The following is a 17,432-nucleotide window of genomic DNA, read 5'->3' as shown; positions in this document are numbered from 1 at the left end:
GCCAGCAGTGGCAAGGCTTTGCGCGAAGTGAGCGGGTTGGGAAAGTTGGAAAAACCTGTTGACGGCGTAGTGAAAGTTCTCCATAATCTCGTTTCTCTGCTGCTGATGCAGCGACGCAGAACGAAGCGGTGCCGGGAGGTGAAGGATGCGACCCGGTGCGGTTTTGGTGGTGGATGCGTAATTGATCTTTAAAAACTAACAGCCGATAAGTGTGGGCGCTTGATGCGCGACGCGAGCCGGGCCCTTCGGGGTCTGGCGCAAAGCGAAAGTATCAAGTCTCACACAGTAATGAAAGGAAGGTTTTTCTGTCGAGAGACAGATTAATCATTCGTCAGTACGTTGAGTGAGCGACCGGTCTCGGAAGAGACCGAAAAACAGTAACAGGTTTGAACTGAAGAGTTTGATCCTGGCTCAGATTGAACGCTGGCGGCATGCCTTACACATGCAAGTCGAACGGCAGCACGGACTTCGGTCTGGTGGCGAGTGGCGAACGGGTGAGTAATACATCGGAACGTGTCCTGTAGTGGGGGATAGCCCGGCGAAAGCCGGATTAATACCGCATACGCTCTACGGAGGAAAGGGGGGGATCTTAGGACCTCCCGCTACAGGGGCGGCCGATGGCAGATTAGCTAGTTGGTGGGGTAAAGGCCTACCAAGGCGACGATCTGTAGCTGGTCTGAGAGGACGACCAGCCACACTGGGACTGAGACACGGCCCAGACTCCTACGGGAGGCAGCAGTGGGGAATTTTGGACAATGGGGGCAACCCTGATCCAGCAATGCCGCGTGTGTGAAGAAGGCCTTCGGGTTGTAAAGCACTTTTGTCCGGAAAGAAAACCTCCGCCCTAATATGGTGGGGGGATGACGGTACCGGAAGAATAAGCACCGGCTAACTACGTGCCAGCAGCCGCGGTAATACGTAGGGTGCAAGCGTTAATCGGAATTACTGGGCGTAAAGCGTGCGCAGGCGGTCCGCTAAGACAGATGTGAAATCCCCGGGCTTAACCTGGGAACTGCATTTGTGACTGGCGGGCTAGAGTATGGCAGAGGGGGGTAGAATTCCACGTGTAGCAGTGAAATGCGTAGAGATGTGGAGGAATACCGATGGCGAAGGCAGCCCCCTGGGCCAATACTGACGCTCATGCACGAAAGCGTGGGGAGCAAACAGGATTAGATACCCTGGTAGTCCACGCCCTAAACGATGTCAACTAGTTGTCGGGCCTTCATTGGCTTGGTAACGTAGCTAACGCGTGAAGTTGACCGCCTGGGGAGTACGGTCGCAAGATTAAAACTCAAAGGAATTGACGGGGACCCGCACAAGCGGTGGATGATGTGGATTAATTCGATGCAACGCGAAAAACCTTACCTACCCTTGACATGTATGGAATCCTGCTGAGAGGTGGGAGTGCCCGAAAGGGAGCCATAACACAGGTGCTGCATGGCTGTCGTCAGCTCGTGTCGTGAGATGTTGGGTTAAGTCCCGCAACGAGCGCAACCCTTGTCCCTAGTTGCTACGCAAGAGCACTCTAGGGAGACTGCCGGTGACAAACCGGAGGAAGGTGGGGATGACGTCAAGTCCTCATGGCCCTTATGGGTAGGGCTTCACACGTCATACAATGGTCGGAACAGAGGGTCGCCAAGCCGCGAGGTGGAGCCAATCCCAGAAAACCGATCGTAGTCCGGATCGCACTCTGCAACTCGGGTGCGTGAAGCTGGAATCGCTAGTAATCGCGGATCAGCATGCCGCGGTGAATACGTTCCCGGGTCTTGTACACACCGCCCGTCACACCATGGGAGTGGGTTTTACCAGAAGTGGCTAGTCTAACCGCAAGGAGGACGGTCACCACGGTAGGATTCATGACTGGGGTGAAGTCGTAACAAGGTAGCCGTATCGGAAGGTGCGGCTGGATCACCTCCTTTCTCGAGCTAACGTGTCAATGCGTTGAGCGCTCACGCTTATCGGCTGTGAAATCAGACAGTAAGTCAGACAGACTGAGGGGTCTGTAGCTCAGTCGGTTAGAGCACCGTCTTGATAAGGCGGGGGTCGATGGTTCGAATCCATCCAGACCCACCATTGTCTTGTCTGCGATGGCTGCGCTGGTCGATGAACCCCGAAGTGTGATGATGGTCTGTGCATGACTGGGGGATTAGCTCAGCTGGGAGAGCACCTGCTTTGCAAGCAGGGGGTCGTCGGTTCGATCCCGTCATCCTCCACCAATCTTCAATGCGCAGCGTTCTGCTGAAGTAAAAAAGCAGAGGGTTTTGCATTGGCGATTGAGCCAGTCAGAGTGATACGCGGTTATAGCAACTGCGATATCGGCTGTCGTTCTTTAACAATCAGGAAGAAGTAGTAAAGAGATTCACGAAAGGATACTTAGAGATGGGTATTCGAGTAGGTGAATCAGGGTTGTGATTGTATCAATGTATGAAAAGGTGATCGAAAGATTGCTTTGGAATACGGCGCAACACGAATACTCAACCTGTAGCGGTGGTGGCGAACGCATCATTCCCAGAGAATGATGCAGAGACACACCCGTTATAGGGTCAAGCGAACAAGTGCATGTGGTGGATGCCTTGGCGATCACAGGCGATGAAGGACGCGGTAGCCTGCGAAAAGCGGTGGGGAGCTGGCAAACGAGCTTTGATCCACCGATATCCGAATGGGGAAACCCGGCCCGTATGGGTCATCCGTAGCTGAATACATAGGCTACGTGAAGCGAACGCGGTGAACTGAAACATCTAAGTAACCGCAGGAAAAGAAATCAACCGAGATTCCCAGAGTAGTGGCGAGCGAAATGGGACCAGCCTGTACTCTTTATTTGTAGTGTTAGCCGAACGCTCTGGAAAGTGCGGCCATAGCAGGTGATAGCCCTGTAGGCGAAAACATTATGAAAGAACTGGGTGTACGACAAGTAGGGCGGGACACGTGAAATCCTGTCTGAAGATGGGGGGACCATCCTCCAAGGCTAAATACTCGTGATCGACCGATAGTGAACCAGTACCGTGAGGGAAAGGCGAAAAGAACCCCGGGAGGGGAGTGAAACAGATCCTGAAACCGCATGCATACAAACAGTCGGAGCCTCGCAAGGGGTGACGGCGTACCTTTTGTATAATGGGTCAGCGACTTACATTCAGTGGCAAGCTTAACCGATTAGGGCAGGCGTAGCGAAAGCGAGTCCGAACAGGGCGTTCAGTCGCTGGGTGTAGACCCGAAACCAGGTGATCTATCCATGGCCAGGATGAAGGTGCGGTAACACGTACTGGAGGTCCGAACCCACTAACGTTGAAAAGTTAGGGGATGAGCTGTGGATAGGGGTGAAAGGCTAAACAAACCTGGAAATAGCTGGTTCTCTCCGAAAACTATTTAGGTAGTGCCTCGTGTATCACCTTCGGGGGTAGAGCACTGTCATGGTTGTGGGGTCCATTGCGGATTACTACGCCATAGCAAACTCCGAATACCGAAGAGTGCAATCACGGGAGACAGACATCGGGTGCTAACGTCCGGTGTCAAGAGGGAAACAACCCAGACCGCCAGCTAAGGTCCCCAAATATGGCTAAGTGGGAAACGAAGTGGGAAGGCTAAAACAGTCAGGAGGTTGGCTTAGAAGCAGCCATCCTTTAAAGAAAGCGTAATAGCTCACTGATCGAGTCGTCCTGCGCGGAAGATGTAACGGGGCTAAGCCATATACCGAAGCTGCGGATGCACAGTAATGTGCATGGTAGGAGAGCGTTCCGTAAGCCTGCGAAGGTGCACTGGAAAGTGTGCTGGAGGTATCGGAAGTGCGAATGCTGACATGAGTAGCGATAAAGGGGGTGAAAGGCCCCCTCGCCGTAAGCCCAAGGTTTCCTACGCAACGTTCATCGGCGTAGGGTGAGTCGGCCCCTAAGGCGAGGCAGAAATGCGTAGCTGATGGGAAGCAGGTTAATATTCCTGCACCATTGTTAAATGCGATGGGGGGACGGATCGCGGAAGGTTGTCCGGGTGTTGGAAGTCCCGGTCCTTGCATTGGAGAAGGCGCTCAGGCAAATCCGGGCGCGGAATTCAAGGGTGCGAGGCCAGTCGCTTAGGCGACGAAGCAATCGGAAGTGGTTCCAAGAAAAGCCTCTAAGCTTCAGTTTAACAGGACCGTACCGCAAACCGACACAGGTGGGCGAGATGAGTATTCTAAGGCGCTTGAGAGAACTCGGGAGAAGGAACTCGGCAAATTGGTACCGTAACTTCGGGATAAGGTACGCCCCTGTAGCCTGACTGGCCTGCGCCAGGAGGGTGAAGGGGTTGCAATAAACTGGTGGCTGCGACTGTTTAATAAAAACACAGCACTCTGCAAACACGAAAGTGGACGTATAGGGTGTGACGCCTGCCCGGTGCCGGAAGATTAAATGATGGGGTGCAAGCTCTTGATTGAAGTCCCGGTAAACGGCGGCCGTAACTATAACGGTCCTAAGGTAGCGAAATTCCTTGTCGGGTAAGTTCCGACCTGCACGAATGGCGTAACGATGGCCACACTGTCTCCTCCCGAGACTCAGCGAAGTTGAAGTGTTTGTGATGATGCAATCTCCCCGCGGCTAGACGGAAAGACCCCATGAACCTTTACTGTAGCTTTGCATTGGACTTTGAACCGATCTGTGTAGGATAGGTGGGAGGCTATGAAGCGTGGACGCCAGTCTGCGTGGAGCCGTCCTTGAAATACCACCCTGGTTTGTTTGAGGTTCTAACCTTGGCCCGTGATCCGGGTCGGGGACAGTGCATGGTAGGCAGTTTGACTGGGGCGGTCTCCTCCCAAAGTGTAACGGAGGAGTACGAAGGTACGCTAGGTACGGTCGGAAATCGTGCTGATAGTGCAATGGCATAAGCGTGCTTAACTGCGAGACCGACAAGTCGAGCAGGTGCGAAAGCAGGTCATAGTGATCCGGTGGTTCTGTATGGAAGGGCCATCGCTCAACGGATAAAAGGTACTCTGGGGATAACAGGCTGATACCGCCCAAGAGTTCATATCGACGGCGGTGTTTGGCACCTCGATGTCGGCTCATCTCATCCTGGGGCTGTAGCCGGTCCCAAGGGTATGGCTGTTCGCCATTTAAAGAGGTACGTGAGCTGGGTTTAAAACGTCGTGAGACAGTTTGGTCCCTATCTGCCGTGGGCGCTGGATATTTGAAGGGGGCTGCTCCTAGTACGAGAGGACCGGAGTGGACGAACCTCTGGTGTACCGGTTGTCACGCCAGTGGCATCGCCGGGTAGCTATGTTCGGAAGAGATAACCGCTGAAAGCATCTAAGCGGGAAACTCGCCTTAAGATGAGATATCCCCGGGGCTTCGAGCCCCTTGAAGGGTCGTTCAAGACCAGGACGTTGATAGGTCAGGTGTGGAAGCGCAGTAATGCGTTAAGCTAACTGATACTAATTGCCCGTAAGGCTTGATCCTATAACAGGTGTGTGTCGGCAGCCGTTAGTGCTTCAGCACTTATGGATGCCCCACCCTGCGCCACGCGCAGGGTCTTATGCAGACCACACACGGTTGAGAGATCGATGTTGTGCCTCGAACAACACAACTCCCTCTGGTGAGCATCACCAGAAACTACTTCTTCCAGATTGGCTGTATTGCCCAAAGGCAGTACGGCAACAAGTCATGCCTGATGACCATAGCGAGTCGGTCCCACCCCTTCCCATCCCGAACAGGACCGTGAAACGACTCCACGCCGATGATAGTGCGGATTCCCGTGTGAAAGTAGGTAATCGTCAGGCTCCCCAGCAGCAGCAGAAACCCCACCCCGAAACGGTGGGGTTTCTGCGTTTACGCGGCAGAAACAGTGCGGTAAACACATAGTGCGGCAGAAACAGCCCGGCAGAAACACGGCGCGGCGAAACAGCGGGTCATAGATGTCACGCAAATGGCCCGCCATTTCGATATCCACGTCCCTGCCTTGCGCAGACGCGATCCGCTCTTCGACTTCAAATTCTGCGTCAGCGTGCCGCGGCGTCTCCGTCCCCAACGCTGGCCGCTCTCACAGGTGCCACGCCATCCGCTGCATACATCTGGTCGACTTCCGCAAGTAACGCCTCGTCGCGCGCAATTACCTTCGGCAGATGCGTACGTAAGAATTCGACCCACGTCCGTGTCTTCGCATCGATGAACTTGCGTGACGGATACAACGCATAAACAGTCGTCTTCTGCAGCGTATATTCGGGCAACACGCGGATTAACGTCCCGTCGCGCAACCCGGCGATCGCCGCATAAAGCGGCACCATACCAATGCCCATTCCCTCACGAATCGCGACGATCAGCGATTCCGCGATATTCACTTGCACGGGACCGTTCACTTCCATCATCTCGCTGCCGTTAGGACCGTCGAGCACCCATTCATGGGTCGGGAATGCCGGTGTGTGCAAGATCAAACACTCGTGATGTGCCAGATCGCCGGGCTGCTGCGGTGCGCCGTGAGCGCGCACGTAAGCAGGCGATGCGCACAGGATGCTGAAAGTTGTACCAAGCGGGAGCGACACGAGGTCGGAATTCGGCAGGGTCGAGGCGCCGATCACCGCAACGTCGGCGCTGCCTTCGAACAGATCGGGCATGCGCTGCGATAACGTCAACTCGACGCTCACTTCGGGATAAAGCGCGCGATACCGGGAAATGGCCGGCAGCACGTAATGCTGGCCGATGCTGGCAAAGCTGTGCATCCGCAAAGCACCGGCCGGGCGCTCGTGAGCGCAGCTTGCTTCTTCTTCAGCGGTGTCGACATCTGCAAGTATCTGCTGAGCCCGCTTCAGATAACGCTCGCCAGCAGTGGTGAGTGCGAGCCGCCGCGTCGACCGGTTCAGCAAGCGCGTACGCAAATGAGCTTCGAGTTCCGAGACCGCGCGGGACATTGCACCAGTCGTCGAATTGAGCGACTGCGCGGCGGCGGTAAAACTCCCGGCTTCAACCACGCGCACGAGCACTCGCATATTTTGTAGCGTATCCATCGATCCTTCTATTTCACGGCAGAGGCCGTATTGTCCGCCTGTCCCGCAAACCCATTGTTGTTCATTCTGGAAGGGACGTTTCGCGCCGGTCCTATTAATGCGCGTAGCGCATGCTCCTACAATCGGCGCCTTGCCCGCCGGTGTGCGCAGTGTTCATCGGGGCTTCTTTCAGCGACAAACCGGAACGCGTTGCTTTCTGATGAAACGCCAACATGCGATCAAACCGACGGAGGGTTCTCGCCAGCAGTGGCGCGTCATATTGCCAACGCTCGGTCCGACCGTTGGCGACTGGGCGAATAGCGATGGTCAGATCTGGCTGCATCTGCTGAAAACGGTCACTGCGGGTTTGCTGGCACTGGGCATTGCCATGTTGCTGGATCTCCAGCAGCCGCGAATCGCGATGACCACAGTGTTCGTGCTGATGCAGCCGTTCAGCGGCATGGTGCTTGCCAAGAGTTTCTACCGGATTCTCGGCACCGCGGTGGGGACGCTCGCGGCCCTGGTGCTTGGCGCGCTGTTCGTCCAGCAGCCCGAGTTGTATATGCTCGGCATGATCGGCTGGGTGAGCGCCTGTATTGCGGCAGCGGTCCGGTATCGGCATTTCAGATGGTACGGCTTTGTGCTCGCAGGTTACACCGCCGCTCTGATTGGCATCCCCAATGTCACGACGCCACACGACCTGTTTCTGGCAGCGCTTACGCGTGCGGCCGAGGTGGCAGTCGGTATCGTGTGCTCGAGTGCAGTGAGCGCGCTGATCGTGCCGCAGCGTTCCAGTCTTGCATTGCGACACGCGCTGCATGTTCGCTACGTGAATTTTACTGCGTTCGCCGCCGACGTGCTGGGTCGTGGGATCCACCGTGGCCAGTTTGAACGGCGCTTTGCGGACCTCGTCGACGAGATCGTCGGCTTTGAAACGACGCGAACATTTGCTGCCTTCGAAGATCCGGCCATGCGTTCACGCAGTCAACATCTCGGCCGTCTGAACGGCGAATTCATGGACGCATGTGCGCGGCTGCATGCGCTGCACCAGTTGTTCAAGCGTCTGCGCGCAGGCGGCCCGAGTTGGACGGTCGACGCCATCACGCCGTACTTCGGCGAGCTGTCGGCATTGCTGGCATCCATCGGCCACGCGAATGCCGATGCAGCGCGCGCAGCCGCCGGTTTACGGCTCTTTCAGGCGAGCTTGCCTGGACGCGTGCGCGAGACGAGACGGCCACTGGAAACCGCGCCCGCTGAATCGCTAGCGGACTTCGATACGGCCGCGGAACTGCTCTATCGATTTGTCGACGAATGGATCCTTTACTCCGAAACTTACGCGTCTTTGGCGCGGCGCAAGCCGGGAGCAGGGCCGCGCACCGTCGGTCGCTACGTGAGCAAGACGAACGGCTTTATGGTCGCGTTTACCTTTGCCAGGTCGGCGGCGGTCATGGCGATTGCCGGCTGGTTCTGGATCGAGACCGACTGGTCGAGCGGTGGTCTGGCGGTGATCGGTGCGGCATTGGCATGTGCGTTGACGTCGACCACGCCGAACGCATCGAAAACGGCGGTGCAGATGGCGCTCGGTGCGGCGGTGGCGACCATGACCGGCTACCTTTTCACGTGCTACGTGTATCCGAACATCGACGGTTTTCCGCTGCTCTGTGCGCTGCTTGCCCCGGTGCTTGCGCTCGGCGCCTTCATCGCATCGCGCAATCCCACGGCAGGCTATGGCATCGGCTTTTCGGTGTTCTTCTGCCTGCTCGCCGGACCGGACAACGTCGTCACGTACTCGCCCGATCTGCTGATCAACAATGGCATGGCGATCACGGCGTCGCTCCTGTTCGCGGCGATTACCTTCGCGGTGATGTTTCCCGCGGACATGCCGTGGCTCACCGAGAGAATCAAGGGCGATTTGCGCGCCCAAGTCGTGTCTGCGTGCAAGGAAGAACTGCCTGGGCTCAATCGGCGTTTCCAGTCGCGCACACACGATCTGGCCTCGCAGTTGCGCATGCTGCTGACGCGGCGCTCGCGCCGCCGCCGCGACGCGTTGCGCTGGATGCTCGTCACCCTCGAAGTAGGGCACGCCGTGATCGATCTGCGCAATGAAGCAGCGCGTGCCGCGTACGCGCAAGCCCTGCATTCAGGCTGGAAGAGTGGCCTCACGCGGACTTGCGACGACCTCGCGCGGCTCTTTGCGCGACCGGACGCGCCTGCACTCGAGCGCGCGCTCGTATCCGTGCGTTCGGCCACCTGGATCGCGCAAGACGTACTCGAAACCGTTCATGCCGACCGCCACAAGCGACACGATCTGCAACGCATCCTGAGTTGCCTGCACTTCATCCGCACGGCGCTGCTCGACAAAGGCGCGCCTTTCAATGCGTCTTGACCCATGCGCGTGGATCCGTCGTGTGGATCGGATGTGCGCCCCCGATCCTTCTGCCAGATGGAAAGATCACTTCCGTTCAGCCCCGTTAATCTGCGCAGGTAGTGGTCATATAGTTTCGTCACCGCCGCGCAGTTCTCAAAAAGGACTTCCCGCGGGACGGAACCGTAAGTATTGGAGAACGAAATGAATGTGTTGAAGATTGCCCTGATTGCCTGCTCTTTATCTGTTGCTGTCGCGCATGCACAGACGGCGCCGGCCGCTCCGGAACAACAGGTTGCGCAGGCGAATGCACCGCGCGCGAATCGCGCCGCCGAGCCAAGCCGTGTTGCCATACCGAAGCCCAAAGTTGAAGAGTGCGTCGGGCCTGTGAGCTTCTGCAATCTCTTCTTCGGCAGCTAGACGGCGCCACGCGCAACACCAGCAGTGCCTGCAGGAACTGTCGCGGGAATGTTGCACGCGACGGAACGCCGGGCCGCGACGCCGTCCCATCGAGACGCCGCGGCTGGCGCGACAAGCTGGCTACTGAGCTAAGCACACCGCAGACGTGTGGACCGGTAGCCTGGATGGGTGACTATGGAGAGACTCAATTTCATGTACGAAGACCGGATTCGTTGCTCCGCGTTGCGCGGGAAAATCACTTCAGCCGCCGAGGCGGCGCTGTTGATTCGGGACGGCATGCGCGTCGGCGCCAGCGGCTTTACGCGTGCGGGCGACGCCAAGGCGGTCCCCGTCGCGCTCGCCGAGCGCGTCCGGCAGGAAGGCAAGCCGCTGCAGATTACGCTGATGACTGGTGCATCGCTCGGTCATGACGTGGATCGCATGCTCACCGAGGCGCACGTCCTGGCTCGCCGCTTGCCGTTTCAGGTCGACAAGACGCTGCGCGATGCGATCAACCGTGGCGAAGTCATGTTCGTCGATCAGCATCTGTCCGAAACCGTCGAGATGCTGCGCGCAAATCAGCTCGGCAAACTCGACATCGCCATTATCGAAGCGGCCGCGATCACCGAAACCGGTGGCATCGTGCCGACCACGTCGGTCGGCAACTCGGCCAGCTTCGCGATCCTTGCCGACAAGGTCATCGTCGAGATCAATCTTGCTCAACCGCTTGCCCTCGAAGGGCTGCACGACATCTGGATTCCGGGACGCAGGCCGAATCGCGAACCGCTGCCGATCGTGCGTCCGCAAGACCGTGTCGGCACGCAGGCCATCGAGATCCCGCCCGGCAAGATCGCAGCGATCGTGATCACGGATAAGGCGGACAGCCCGTCCACGGTGCTGCCCGCGGATGCTGAGACCGAACTGATCGCCGGACATCTGATCGAGTTTTTCCAGCACGAAGTGTCGAGCGGACGTATGTCCCGCCAGCTTCCGCCGTTGCAGGCCGGCATCGGCACGATTGCGAACGCGGTGCTGGCCGGTTTTGTCGATTCGCCCTTCGATGCCTTCGAAATTTACTCAGAAGTCCTGCAGGATTCGACCTTCGAATTGATGGACGCCGGTAAGGTGACGTTCGCCTCGGGTGCCTCGATCACGCTGTCGGCTGGACGTCAGGCGCAGGTGTTCGGCGAACTCGAGCGCTATCGCGATCGCCTGGTGTTGCGTCCACAGGAGGTCAGCAATCATCCTGAAGTGATTCGCCGGCTCGGTCTGATCGCGCTGAATACCGCATTGGAGTTCGACATTTACGGTAATGTGAATTCCACGCACGTGGGCGGCACGCACATGATGAACGGCATTGGCGGCTCGGGCGATTTCGCGCGCAATGCGTCATGCGCGATCTTTGCGACGAAATCGATGGCGAAGGGGGGCCGCATTTCGAGTGTCGTGCCGATGGTGCCGCACTGCGATCACAATGAACACGATGTGGACGTGGTCGTGACGGAACAGGGCTTGGCCGATCTGCGCGGACTGGCGCCGCGGGAACGCGCGACGCTGATCATCGAGAACTGCGTGCATCCGCTCTATCGCGATCTGCTTCGCGACTACTATCGGGACGCCTTGCAATGGGGTGGGCAAACACCGCATCGGTTGGACCAGGCTTTCGCCTGGCATACGCGGCTGCGTGACACCGGCTCGATGTTGCCGGCAATGGACTGATCACGCTGAACGTTACGTAAAGCCGGCGTCAGGTGGCATTCGCCCCTGACGCCGTAAGACATCAGCTGCTACGCTCAGGTGCCGCGCCGGACAAGCCGGATAACGAACAGCAGAATGACGGCGCCGATCACAGCGGTAATGATCGAACCGATCCAGCCGCCGCCGAGCGAAATGTGCAATATACCGGCAAGCCAGCCGCCGATGAACGCGCCGACAATCCCGACGATGATGTCGACGATCAGGCCGAAGCCGCCGCCCTTGACGAGCACGCCAGCCAGCCAGCCGGCGATTGCGCCGATGATGAGCCATGCAATGATGCCGTGTTCCATAATCGAGACTCCATGGTTGAGTGTGAAAAATTCACGGTGACAGAGCTTAGTCGAAGGTTATGGGACAGTCCATATTCAGGACGCGGAATTAACATTGTCTAAATCTATTGCAAGCTAAGTGTAGACGATGCGCGCGAAGATGGGGAGCTTACGCGCCGTGACTCACTCTGGCGTCGGCTCAGCTTCTTTGGCCGTCCAGCTGACGCTCGATACGCTCTTTTCCATGCTGATGCGGCTTGCCATCTGTTCGAGTTTCGGCTGGTCTTTCGGATGCAGCTTTAATGTTGCCGTAACGCGAATGCGTCCCGTCTCGTCATCGAGATCCTCGCTTGTCAGGCTCTGGAACGATAGCGGCGTCGAATACATCGAGTTGGACACTGCGGTACGAATGTGAATCTCGTCGGCCTCCCGGCATACGATCGTCAGCACGTACTCACGCACCAGGTCAGCGTTCGAAACAGGCGTCGCGTTGATCATCCGGCTTACTTCACGCAGCGCCGTATTGGTCAGCAGCACGACCGCGGTGCCGGCGAGCGCCGGGCCGTAGTGGCCCGCACCGCACAATACGCCGACCGCAGCCGAGCACCATAAGGTCGCGGCGGTGTTGATCCCCTGAATAGAACCCTTGTCGCGCATGATCACGCCGCCACCGAGAAAACCGACGCCGGAGACGACGTACGCGGCAATCTGCGTGATGCCCGCGGTGCCGTTGCCGGTCAGCACGCCGAGCGTGACGAACAGGCACGCACCGCTGGCCACCAGCGTGATGGTGCGCAGGCCGGCGTTGCGCTGCCGCATCTGCCGTTCAAGGCCGATCGCGACGCCGCAGCTGAAGGCGGCAAAAAGCCGCCAGACGAATTCAATTGTCATCGGTAAGAAAGGTTGATGCGCGTGTTCGCACAGCGTGAACCTCAAGCATGACAGCCGTACGTTTCCACACCGGGAACGTGGCCGCGCTCAGGCGCGACGAGGCAAACGAGCCCAAGGCTCGCGCGCTAAAAGTCATGGAGCAACGGCCTGGCATCGAGCCGTGCGCGGCTTCACTGGCAGTACGAGGGAATAAACGACGTGCACCGTCGGCCCGAAGGCAAGACGGCGACAGGCAAAGGCTGACGCGGAAATCTTGCCGATCAGGCGATCGGGCGAATCGAAGCTCGACCGGTATTACTGCTACTGTCCAAGATCGTGATTCCGGTTAAGTAAACTGGGCGAATTTTAGGCAGCTCTGCAAAGTTAAGTCAAGCCGAGATGAAGCAGGGTGGCGGAATGCCTCGTAGGATGCTCACGGAATTTTTCGCGGCAAGCTCAGAACTTTCCTTGCATAAATACGGACTCCGAATGTTGACGGTCTGCATCCTGGAAAACACACTGTTGGACACTTCAAAACATATCGTGCGGTTTGGGTGCTCAATCCGCGCTTCATTTCTTACAGATTCGCCCGGAAATTTTCGGTTGTTCTTGCGCTATGCCAGGCGCATCCGATCCGCCTCCAGTCGTCTCTTGTCGTTGTTGATCCAATTGAGGAAAGTATGAAAGAAAAGGCCCTTGGCATCATTGCAGGTGTATTGATTGCCGCTGCTCCGCTCACGTCGTTCGCCGCCGGTTTGCCCGCGCCGTTTGAAGGCAGCAGCACGCTGCAGGCAGAGGGTGTCGTGAAGTCAGTCGACCAGGCTAAACATTCAGTGACCTTGCTCGATGCACAGGGCGGTGAAGCTTCATTCACCGTGACCGATGCAAGCAACCTGGCGCAGATCAAGCAGGGTGGCAAGGTCCATATCCGGATGATGCGCAACGCCATGGTCAGCGTGACGCGTGGTGCGGGCGGCCGCGGCGCGGCTGCTCAACCGGCACAGCAGAACACCGTACAGAACGTCACCGCCGAAGTTCAGGACATCGATCACGCGTCCGGCATCATGGCCTTGAAGGGCTCGAATGGGGCGGTGTTTCATATCCAGGGCCGCGAGCCGGCAAAGGTCGCGGGCGTGACGCCCGGGATGCAGGTCTTGGTGGCGTACGCACCGCAGGTCAGCGTGGCGGTGGCGCCCGCGCAGTAATTCAAACTGGCTGAAGCGGCGCGTCAGCGCCGGAGCGCCGACGTTCCTGGCGGACGTCCGCGCTTTTTCGCGCAATCCCTTTGACGTCGGTGAGCCGATACCTCGCGCCTGGTTCGACGACCTTAGTCGGGCTCGCCGGGCACGAGGCGCAATCGTGTGATCTCCGAGGGCGCCCCCAGGCGCTTCGGCGGCCCCCAATAGCCGGTGCCGCGACTCGTGTAGACCCACAGGCCGTTCAACCGTGCGAGACCGGCCGTGAACGGCTGCTGCAAGCGCACAAAGAAATTCCACGGGAAGAATTGGCCGCCGTGAGTATGTCCGGAGAGCTGCAGCGTGAAACCTGCTGCTGCGGCTGCTTCGGCAGAGCGCGGCTGGTGCGCGAGCAGTACTTTGATCAGCACGTCGCCAGGCGCGCCGGCGAGGGCTGCCGCTGGGTCGCTCCGATGCAACGGATCATGATGGCCCGCCGAGTAATCAGTCACCCCGGCAATCACCGCGCGCGCGCCGTCGTGTTCCACGATCACATGTTCGTTGAGCAGAACGTTCAAACCCAGGCGCCGGAATTCGTCGATCCAGGCGTTAGCGCCGGCGTAGTACTCGTGGTTGCCGGTCACGAGGAACGCGCCGTGACGCGCACTGAGTCGCGACAGGGGCTGCGTGTGTCGGGTCAATTGCGGCACGCTGCCGTCCACCACATCGCCGGTGACGGCAATCAGATCCGGTTTCAGACGATTCACCGCGTCGACGATTGCATCCACGTACCGACCTTTGATGGTCGGGCCAACGTGGATATCGCTGATCTGGACGATCGTGAAGCCGTCGAGCGCTGCCGGCAAATCGTCGATCGGCACCTCGATCGTCACCACCTTGGCGCGGCGCCGTGCGTTGAACAGGCCGACGAGCGTCGAGAGCAGTGCAAGCAGCGGGACCGCGGCCGCCGAGCCGGTGCGCCAGTGCGCGATTGCAATGGTGTTTGGCCAGATTGCATCGACTGTGAGCAGCGAGGCGAGCGCCAGGTCACGTGCGAAAGTCAGAACCAGCAGCGACGAGAAGAAGCCCATCGCCAGCAACCCGACCCACGCGAGGCGGTCGCTGAGCGGCTGCTGTTTGATGGTGCGCGCCAGCATGCCGAGCGGTATCAGAAAGATCGACAGCACCAGCCACAACGCGCACAGCCACCGAACGGTGGCGCCGACCGGCATGTCGGGAATCAGACGAAAGCCGACGTAGATATGCAGCAGGATGCCAATCAGGATGAAGCGAACAAGAAACGATAAGCGGCGCATAGAGAGAATAGGGACGGGAAGGGGACGGCACGAGCGCGGCAACGGCGGCGGTTCGCCAACCGCAACTGTGCGAAAGCAGGCGAGCCGGATCATTCTACCGAGATGTGCAACCCCTTGCCGACGGCCCCGGATTTGCTCCCAAGGGACGGCCGAACACGTCCCTGCTTAGGGCCGCCGGCGGGTATCGCATTGCAGCATTTCCCCTGCCGCAGGCCGCTCGCCAGACCTGTTGTGGGGCCTTATTAAATGGGCTTTGAATGGTGTTCTACGTGGAGTATTCTCGAATAGAACCGGTTCGCCTTTGGGCCATCGCGGCCCACGGGCGGTTCGTTTGCTCGTCGGTAGATGGCGAGGCAGGAGACGTATCATGAAACTGCTTGGATCAGGCAATCACGTACGCCACGTACTTCATGGGCATCACGTCGGACGGGAGGGCAGCCATGTCATGCTGCCGCTGGTGGGCATATCGCTGATGGCGCTCGCCTTGTACTTCGGCGTGCGCGACATCGACTTCTCCGAGCTGGGCAAAAGCGCGTTATTCGACGTGGTGATGGTATGCGTCGCGCTCGGCATCGCGGGTTTGTTCGGCGTCGTCGGCGCGTGGTTGCGTTCTAATGGCGACGACGCCGACGAAGGCTTCTGCTTTATCGGTGCGGTGATCGGCACAGTGGTGTTCTACGTAGCGCTGCTCAGATAAACGCATCGGCCACTCAGGGCCCGTCAGACGATCCGGGCGGCTTCGTCGAAGGAGAAGCGTGGGCTGCGTGGGAAAAGCTTCGACGGATCGCCGTGGCCGAGATTGATCAGGAAGTTCGACCTCACGGTCGTGCCGGCGAAGAAAGCCGCGTCGACCTTGGCAGCGTCGAAGCCTGACATCGGCCCCGTGTCGAGGCCAAGCGCTCGGGCGGCGAGAATCAGATAGCCGCCTTGCAGCGTCGAATTGCGAAACGCCGTATCCGCGATCATCTTGTCGTTGCCGGCGAACCAGCTGCGCGCGTCGGCATGCGGAAACAGTTTCGGCAGATGCTCGTAAAACGCCATATCCATTCCGACGATCACCGTGACCGGCGCCGCCATCGTCTTCTCGAGATTGCCCGCCGACAAGGCCGGACGCAGCTTCTCCTTGCCTTCCGGCGTTTTCACATAGACGAAGCGCCCAGGGCTCGAATTGGCCGAGGTCGGACCGAGCAGCGCGAGTTCGGTGAGTTGCTTGAGCACGGCATCGTCCACGGGCTTGGCCTGCCAGCCGTTATGCGTGCGCGCTTCGCGAAAGAGCTGGTCGAGAGCCTGATCGGAAAGAGTCATGGTGGTAGTCCGTTGAAGTTGCAGAGTGAGAAATCCGGATGACAGCGCAAACCAAAGGTGTGAGCGTCGTCGTCGTTGCCGCCATAATAGCCAACGTTCTTACTCGCGCACGTATCGCACGCGCAATCGCATTCAGGCAATTCCATGGCGGACCTATTCGATGACCTTCCCGCGCCCGATGTGGACTGGTATCCCGAGTGGCTCGCGCCTGACGCCGCGGCGCACGCTTTAACGCAACTCATCGGCGAAGTGGCATGGCGTCAGGACATAATGGGCACGCCTGCCGGCCGTGTGCCGCTGCCGCGGCTGACGGCCTGGCAGGGCGAACCGGATGCGGTCTACGTCTACTCCGGCATTCGCAACGTGCCGCAACCGTGGACCCCGACCGTCGCCGAACTGCGAGCGGCCGCGGAAGCAGCCTGCCACGCGCGCTTTAACAGTGTGCTGATCAACCGCTACCGCAGCGGCACCGACAGCATGGGGTGGCACGCGGACCGCGAGCCTGAGCTTGGCGCACAGCCGGTGATTGCGTCGATCAGCCTGGGCGTCGCGCGCACGTTCGACTTGCGGCACAACAGAACCGGCGTCGTGCAGTCGTTTTCGCTGAAAGGCGGCAGCTTGCTGGTGATGAAAGGCAACACGCAGGCCGAGTGGCGGCATCGCGTGCCGAAGGAGCCGCGTGTGGCCGGAGAGCGGATCAATCTGACGTTTCGCTGGGTGACGCCGCATGGGGGCGCCCGCTAGCTTGCGGGCTAGCCGTTGGCCGCGCCGCCCCTGGTCCCAAAACCCCAAAGCCCCAAAGCCCCAAAGCCCCAAAGCCCCAAAGCCCCAAAGCCCCAAGGCCCCAGAGCCCCAAAGCCCCAAAGCCCCAAAGCCCCAAAGCCCCAAAGCCCCAAAGCCCGGCACCCATTCGTGGTTTGCCCGAAGCCACGTCGAGCACTTAAGCGCATAAAAAAGCATCTTCTACGCCATGCTCCATCGCCGCCGGTACTCGAGCGAGCCACTCAGCATTGCCCACGTCCACGGCTACAGCCG

At 58.9% G+C, this 17,432-nt stretch carries 11 protein-coding genes, 2 tRNA genes and 3 rRNA genes; 11 read left to right on the top strand and 5 right to left on the bottom strand.

What is annotated here, in order from left to right; all coding sequences use genetic code 11:
• Positions 1 to 388 precede the first annotated feature (388 nt).
• The 5 genes from DSC91_RS08670 to rrf all read left to right on the top strand — a co-directional run bounded on the left by DSC91_RS08670 (position 389) and on the right by rrf (position 5,740).
• Positions 389 to 1,919, top strand: a 16S ribosomal RNA gene (locus tag DSC91_RS08670).
• Positions 1,920 to 1,996: 77 nt separating this feature from the next.
• Positions 1,997 to 2,073, top strand: a tRNA-Ile gene (locus DSC91_RS08665).
• Positions 2,074 to 2,140: 67 nt separating this feature from the next.
• Positions 2,141 to 2,216 (top strand) — tRNA-Ala (locus DSC91_RS08660).
• A gap of 325 nt (positions 2,217 to 2,541) precedes the next feature.
• Positions 2,542 to 5,420: ribosomal RNA gene (locus DSC91_RS08655) — 23S ribosomal RNA — on the top strand.
• A 207-nt stretch (positions 5,421 to 5,627) separates the two neighbouring features.
• Positions 5,628 to 5,740 (top strand): 5S ribosomal RNA (gene rrf / locus DSC91_RS08650).
• Together the 16S, 23S and 5S rRNA genes with 2 tRNA genes alongside form the textbook arrangement of a ribosomal RNA operon.
• Before the next feature lie 219 nt (positions 5,741 to 5,959).
• Here the strand turns inward: rrf and DSC91_RS08645 are convergent.
• Positions 5,960 to 6,961 (bottom strand): LysR family transcriptional regulator, encoded by a 1,002-nt coding sequence (locus tag DSC91_RS08645; protein WP_115777744.1) that lies wholly within the window; start codon positions 6,959 to 6,961, stop codon positions 5,960 to 5,962.
• Positions 6,962 to 7,160: 199 nt separating this feature from the next.
• Between DSC91_RS08645 and DSC91_RS08640 the strand changes: the two genes are divergently transcribed.
• The 3 genes from DSC91_RS08640 to DSC91_RS08630 all read left to right on the top strand — a co-directional run bounded on the left by DSC91_RS08640 (position 7,161) and on the right by DSC91_RS08630 (position 11,423).
• Positions 7,161 to 9,326, top strand: coding sequence for an FUSC family protein (locus tag DSC91_RS08640; RefSeq protein ID WP_115777743.1), 2,166 nt, complete (start codon positions 7,161 to 7,163; stop codon positions 9,324 to 9,326).
• A 183-nt stretch (positions 9,327 to 9,509) separates the two neighbouring features.
• Complete coding sequence (locus DSC91_RS37380; RefSeq protein ID WP_162831346.1) at positions 9,510 to 9,725, top strand: hypothetical protein; 216 nt, start codon at positions 9,510 to 9,512, stop codon at positions 9,723 to 9,725.
• Positions 9,726 to 9,917: 192 nt separating this feature from the next.
• A complete protein-coding gene (locus DSC91_RS08630; RefSeq protein WP_115777741.1) occupies positions 9,918 to 11,423 on the top strand; it encodes an acetyl-CoA hydrolase/transferase family protein in 1,506 nt (501 codons plus the stop codon).
• 74 nt (positions 11,424 to 11,497) lie between these two features.
• Here the strand turns inward: DSC91_RS08630 and DSC91_RS08625 are convergent, their stop codons facing one another.
• The gene (locus DSC91_RS08625) at positions 11,498 to 11,752 is read right to left on the bottom strand and encodes a GlsB/YeaQ/YmgE family stress response membrane protein (protein WP_115777740.1); all 255 of its coding nucleotides are present in this window, start codon (positions 11,750 to 11,752) and stop codon (positions 11,498 to 11,500) included.
• A 162-nt stretch (positions 11,753 to 11,914) separates the two neighbouring features.
• Positions 11,915 to 12,622, bottom strand: coding sequence for an MgtC/SapB family protein (locus DSC91_RS08620; RefSeq protein ID WP_115777739.1), 708 nt, complete (start codon positions 12,620 to 12,622; stop codon positions 11,915 to 11,917).
• Positions 12,623 to 13,281: 659 nt separating this feature from the next.
• Here DSC91_RS08620 and DSC91_RS08615 point away from each other — a divergent pair.
• Positions 13,282 to 13,806 carry a hypothetical protein gene (locus DSC91_RS08615; RefSeq protein ID WP_115777738.1) on the top strand — a complete coding sequence of 175 codons (525 nt, stop codon included), beginning with the start codon at positions 13,282 to 13,284 and terminating at the stop codon, positions 13,804 to 13,806.
• Positions 13,807 to 13,928: 122 nt separating this feature from the next.
• Here the strand turns inward: DSC91_RS08615 and DSC91_RS08610 are convergent, their stop codons facing one another.
• Complete coding sequence (locus tag DSC91_RS08610; RefSeq protein ID WP_115777737.1) at positions 13,929 to 15,092, bottom strand: metallophosphoesterase; 1,164 nt, start codon at positions 15,090 to 15,092, stop codon at positions 13,929 to 13,931.
• A gap of 367 nt (positions 15,093 to 15,459) precedes the next feature.
• Between DSC91_RS08610 and DSC91_RS08605 the strand changes: the two genes are divergently transcribed.
• Positions 15,460 to 15,789 (top strand): hypothetical protein, encoded by a 330-nt coding sequence (locus DSC91_RS08605; RefSeq protein ID WP_115777736.1) that lies wholly within the window; start codon positions 15,460 to 15,462, stop codon positions 15,787 to 15,789.
• Between the two features lie 23 nt (positions 15,790 to 15,812).
• On the opposite strand, the gene DSC91_RS08600 is transcribed toward DSC91_RS08605, so the two are convergent.
• The gene (locus DSC91_RS08600; RefSeq protein WP_115777735.1) at positions 15,813 to 16,397 is read right to left on the bottom strand and encodes a malonic semialdehyde reductase; all 585 of its coding nucleotides are present in this window, start codon (positions 16,395 to 16,397) and stop codon (positions 15,813 to 15,815) included.
• 144 nt (positions 16,398 to 16,541) lie between these two features.
• On the opposite strand from DSC91_RS08600, the gene DSC91_RS08595 reads away from it, so the two are divergent.
• A complete protein-coding gene (locus DSC91_RS08595) occupies positions 16,542 to 17,141 on the top strand; it encodes an alpha-ketoglutarate-dependent dioxygenase AlkB family protein (RefSeq protein ID WP_115777734.1) in 600 nt (199 codons plus the stop codon).
• Positions 17,142 to 17,432 lie beyond the last annotated feature (291 nt).

Origin of the sequence: Paraburkholderia caffeinilytica, from assembly GCF_003368325.1 — a bacterium.
GTDB lineage: Bacteria > Pseudomonadota > Gammaproteobacteria > Burkholderiales > Burkholderiaceae > Paraburkholderia > Paraburkholderia caffeinilytica.
Note: the sequence above shows the minus strand (reverse complement) of the source record. Positions and strands in the feature narration are given on the sequence as shown.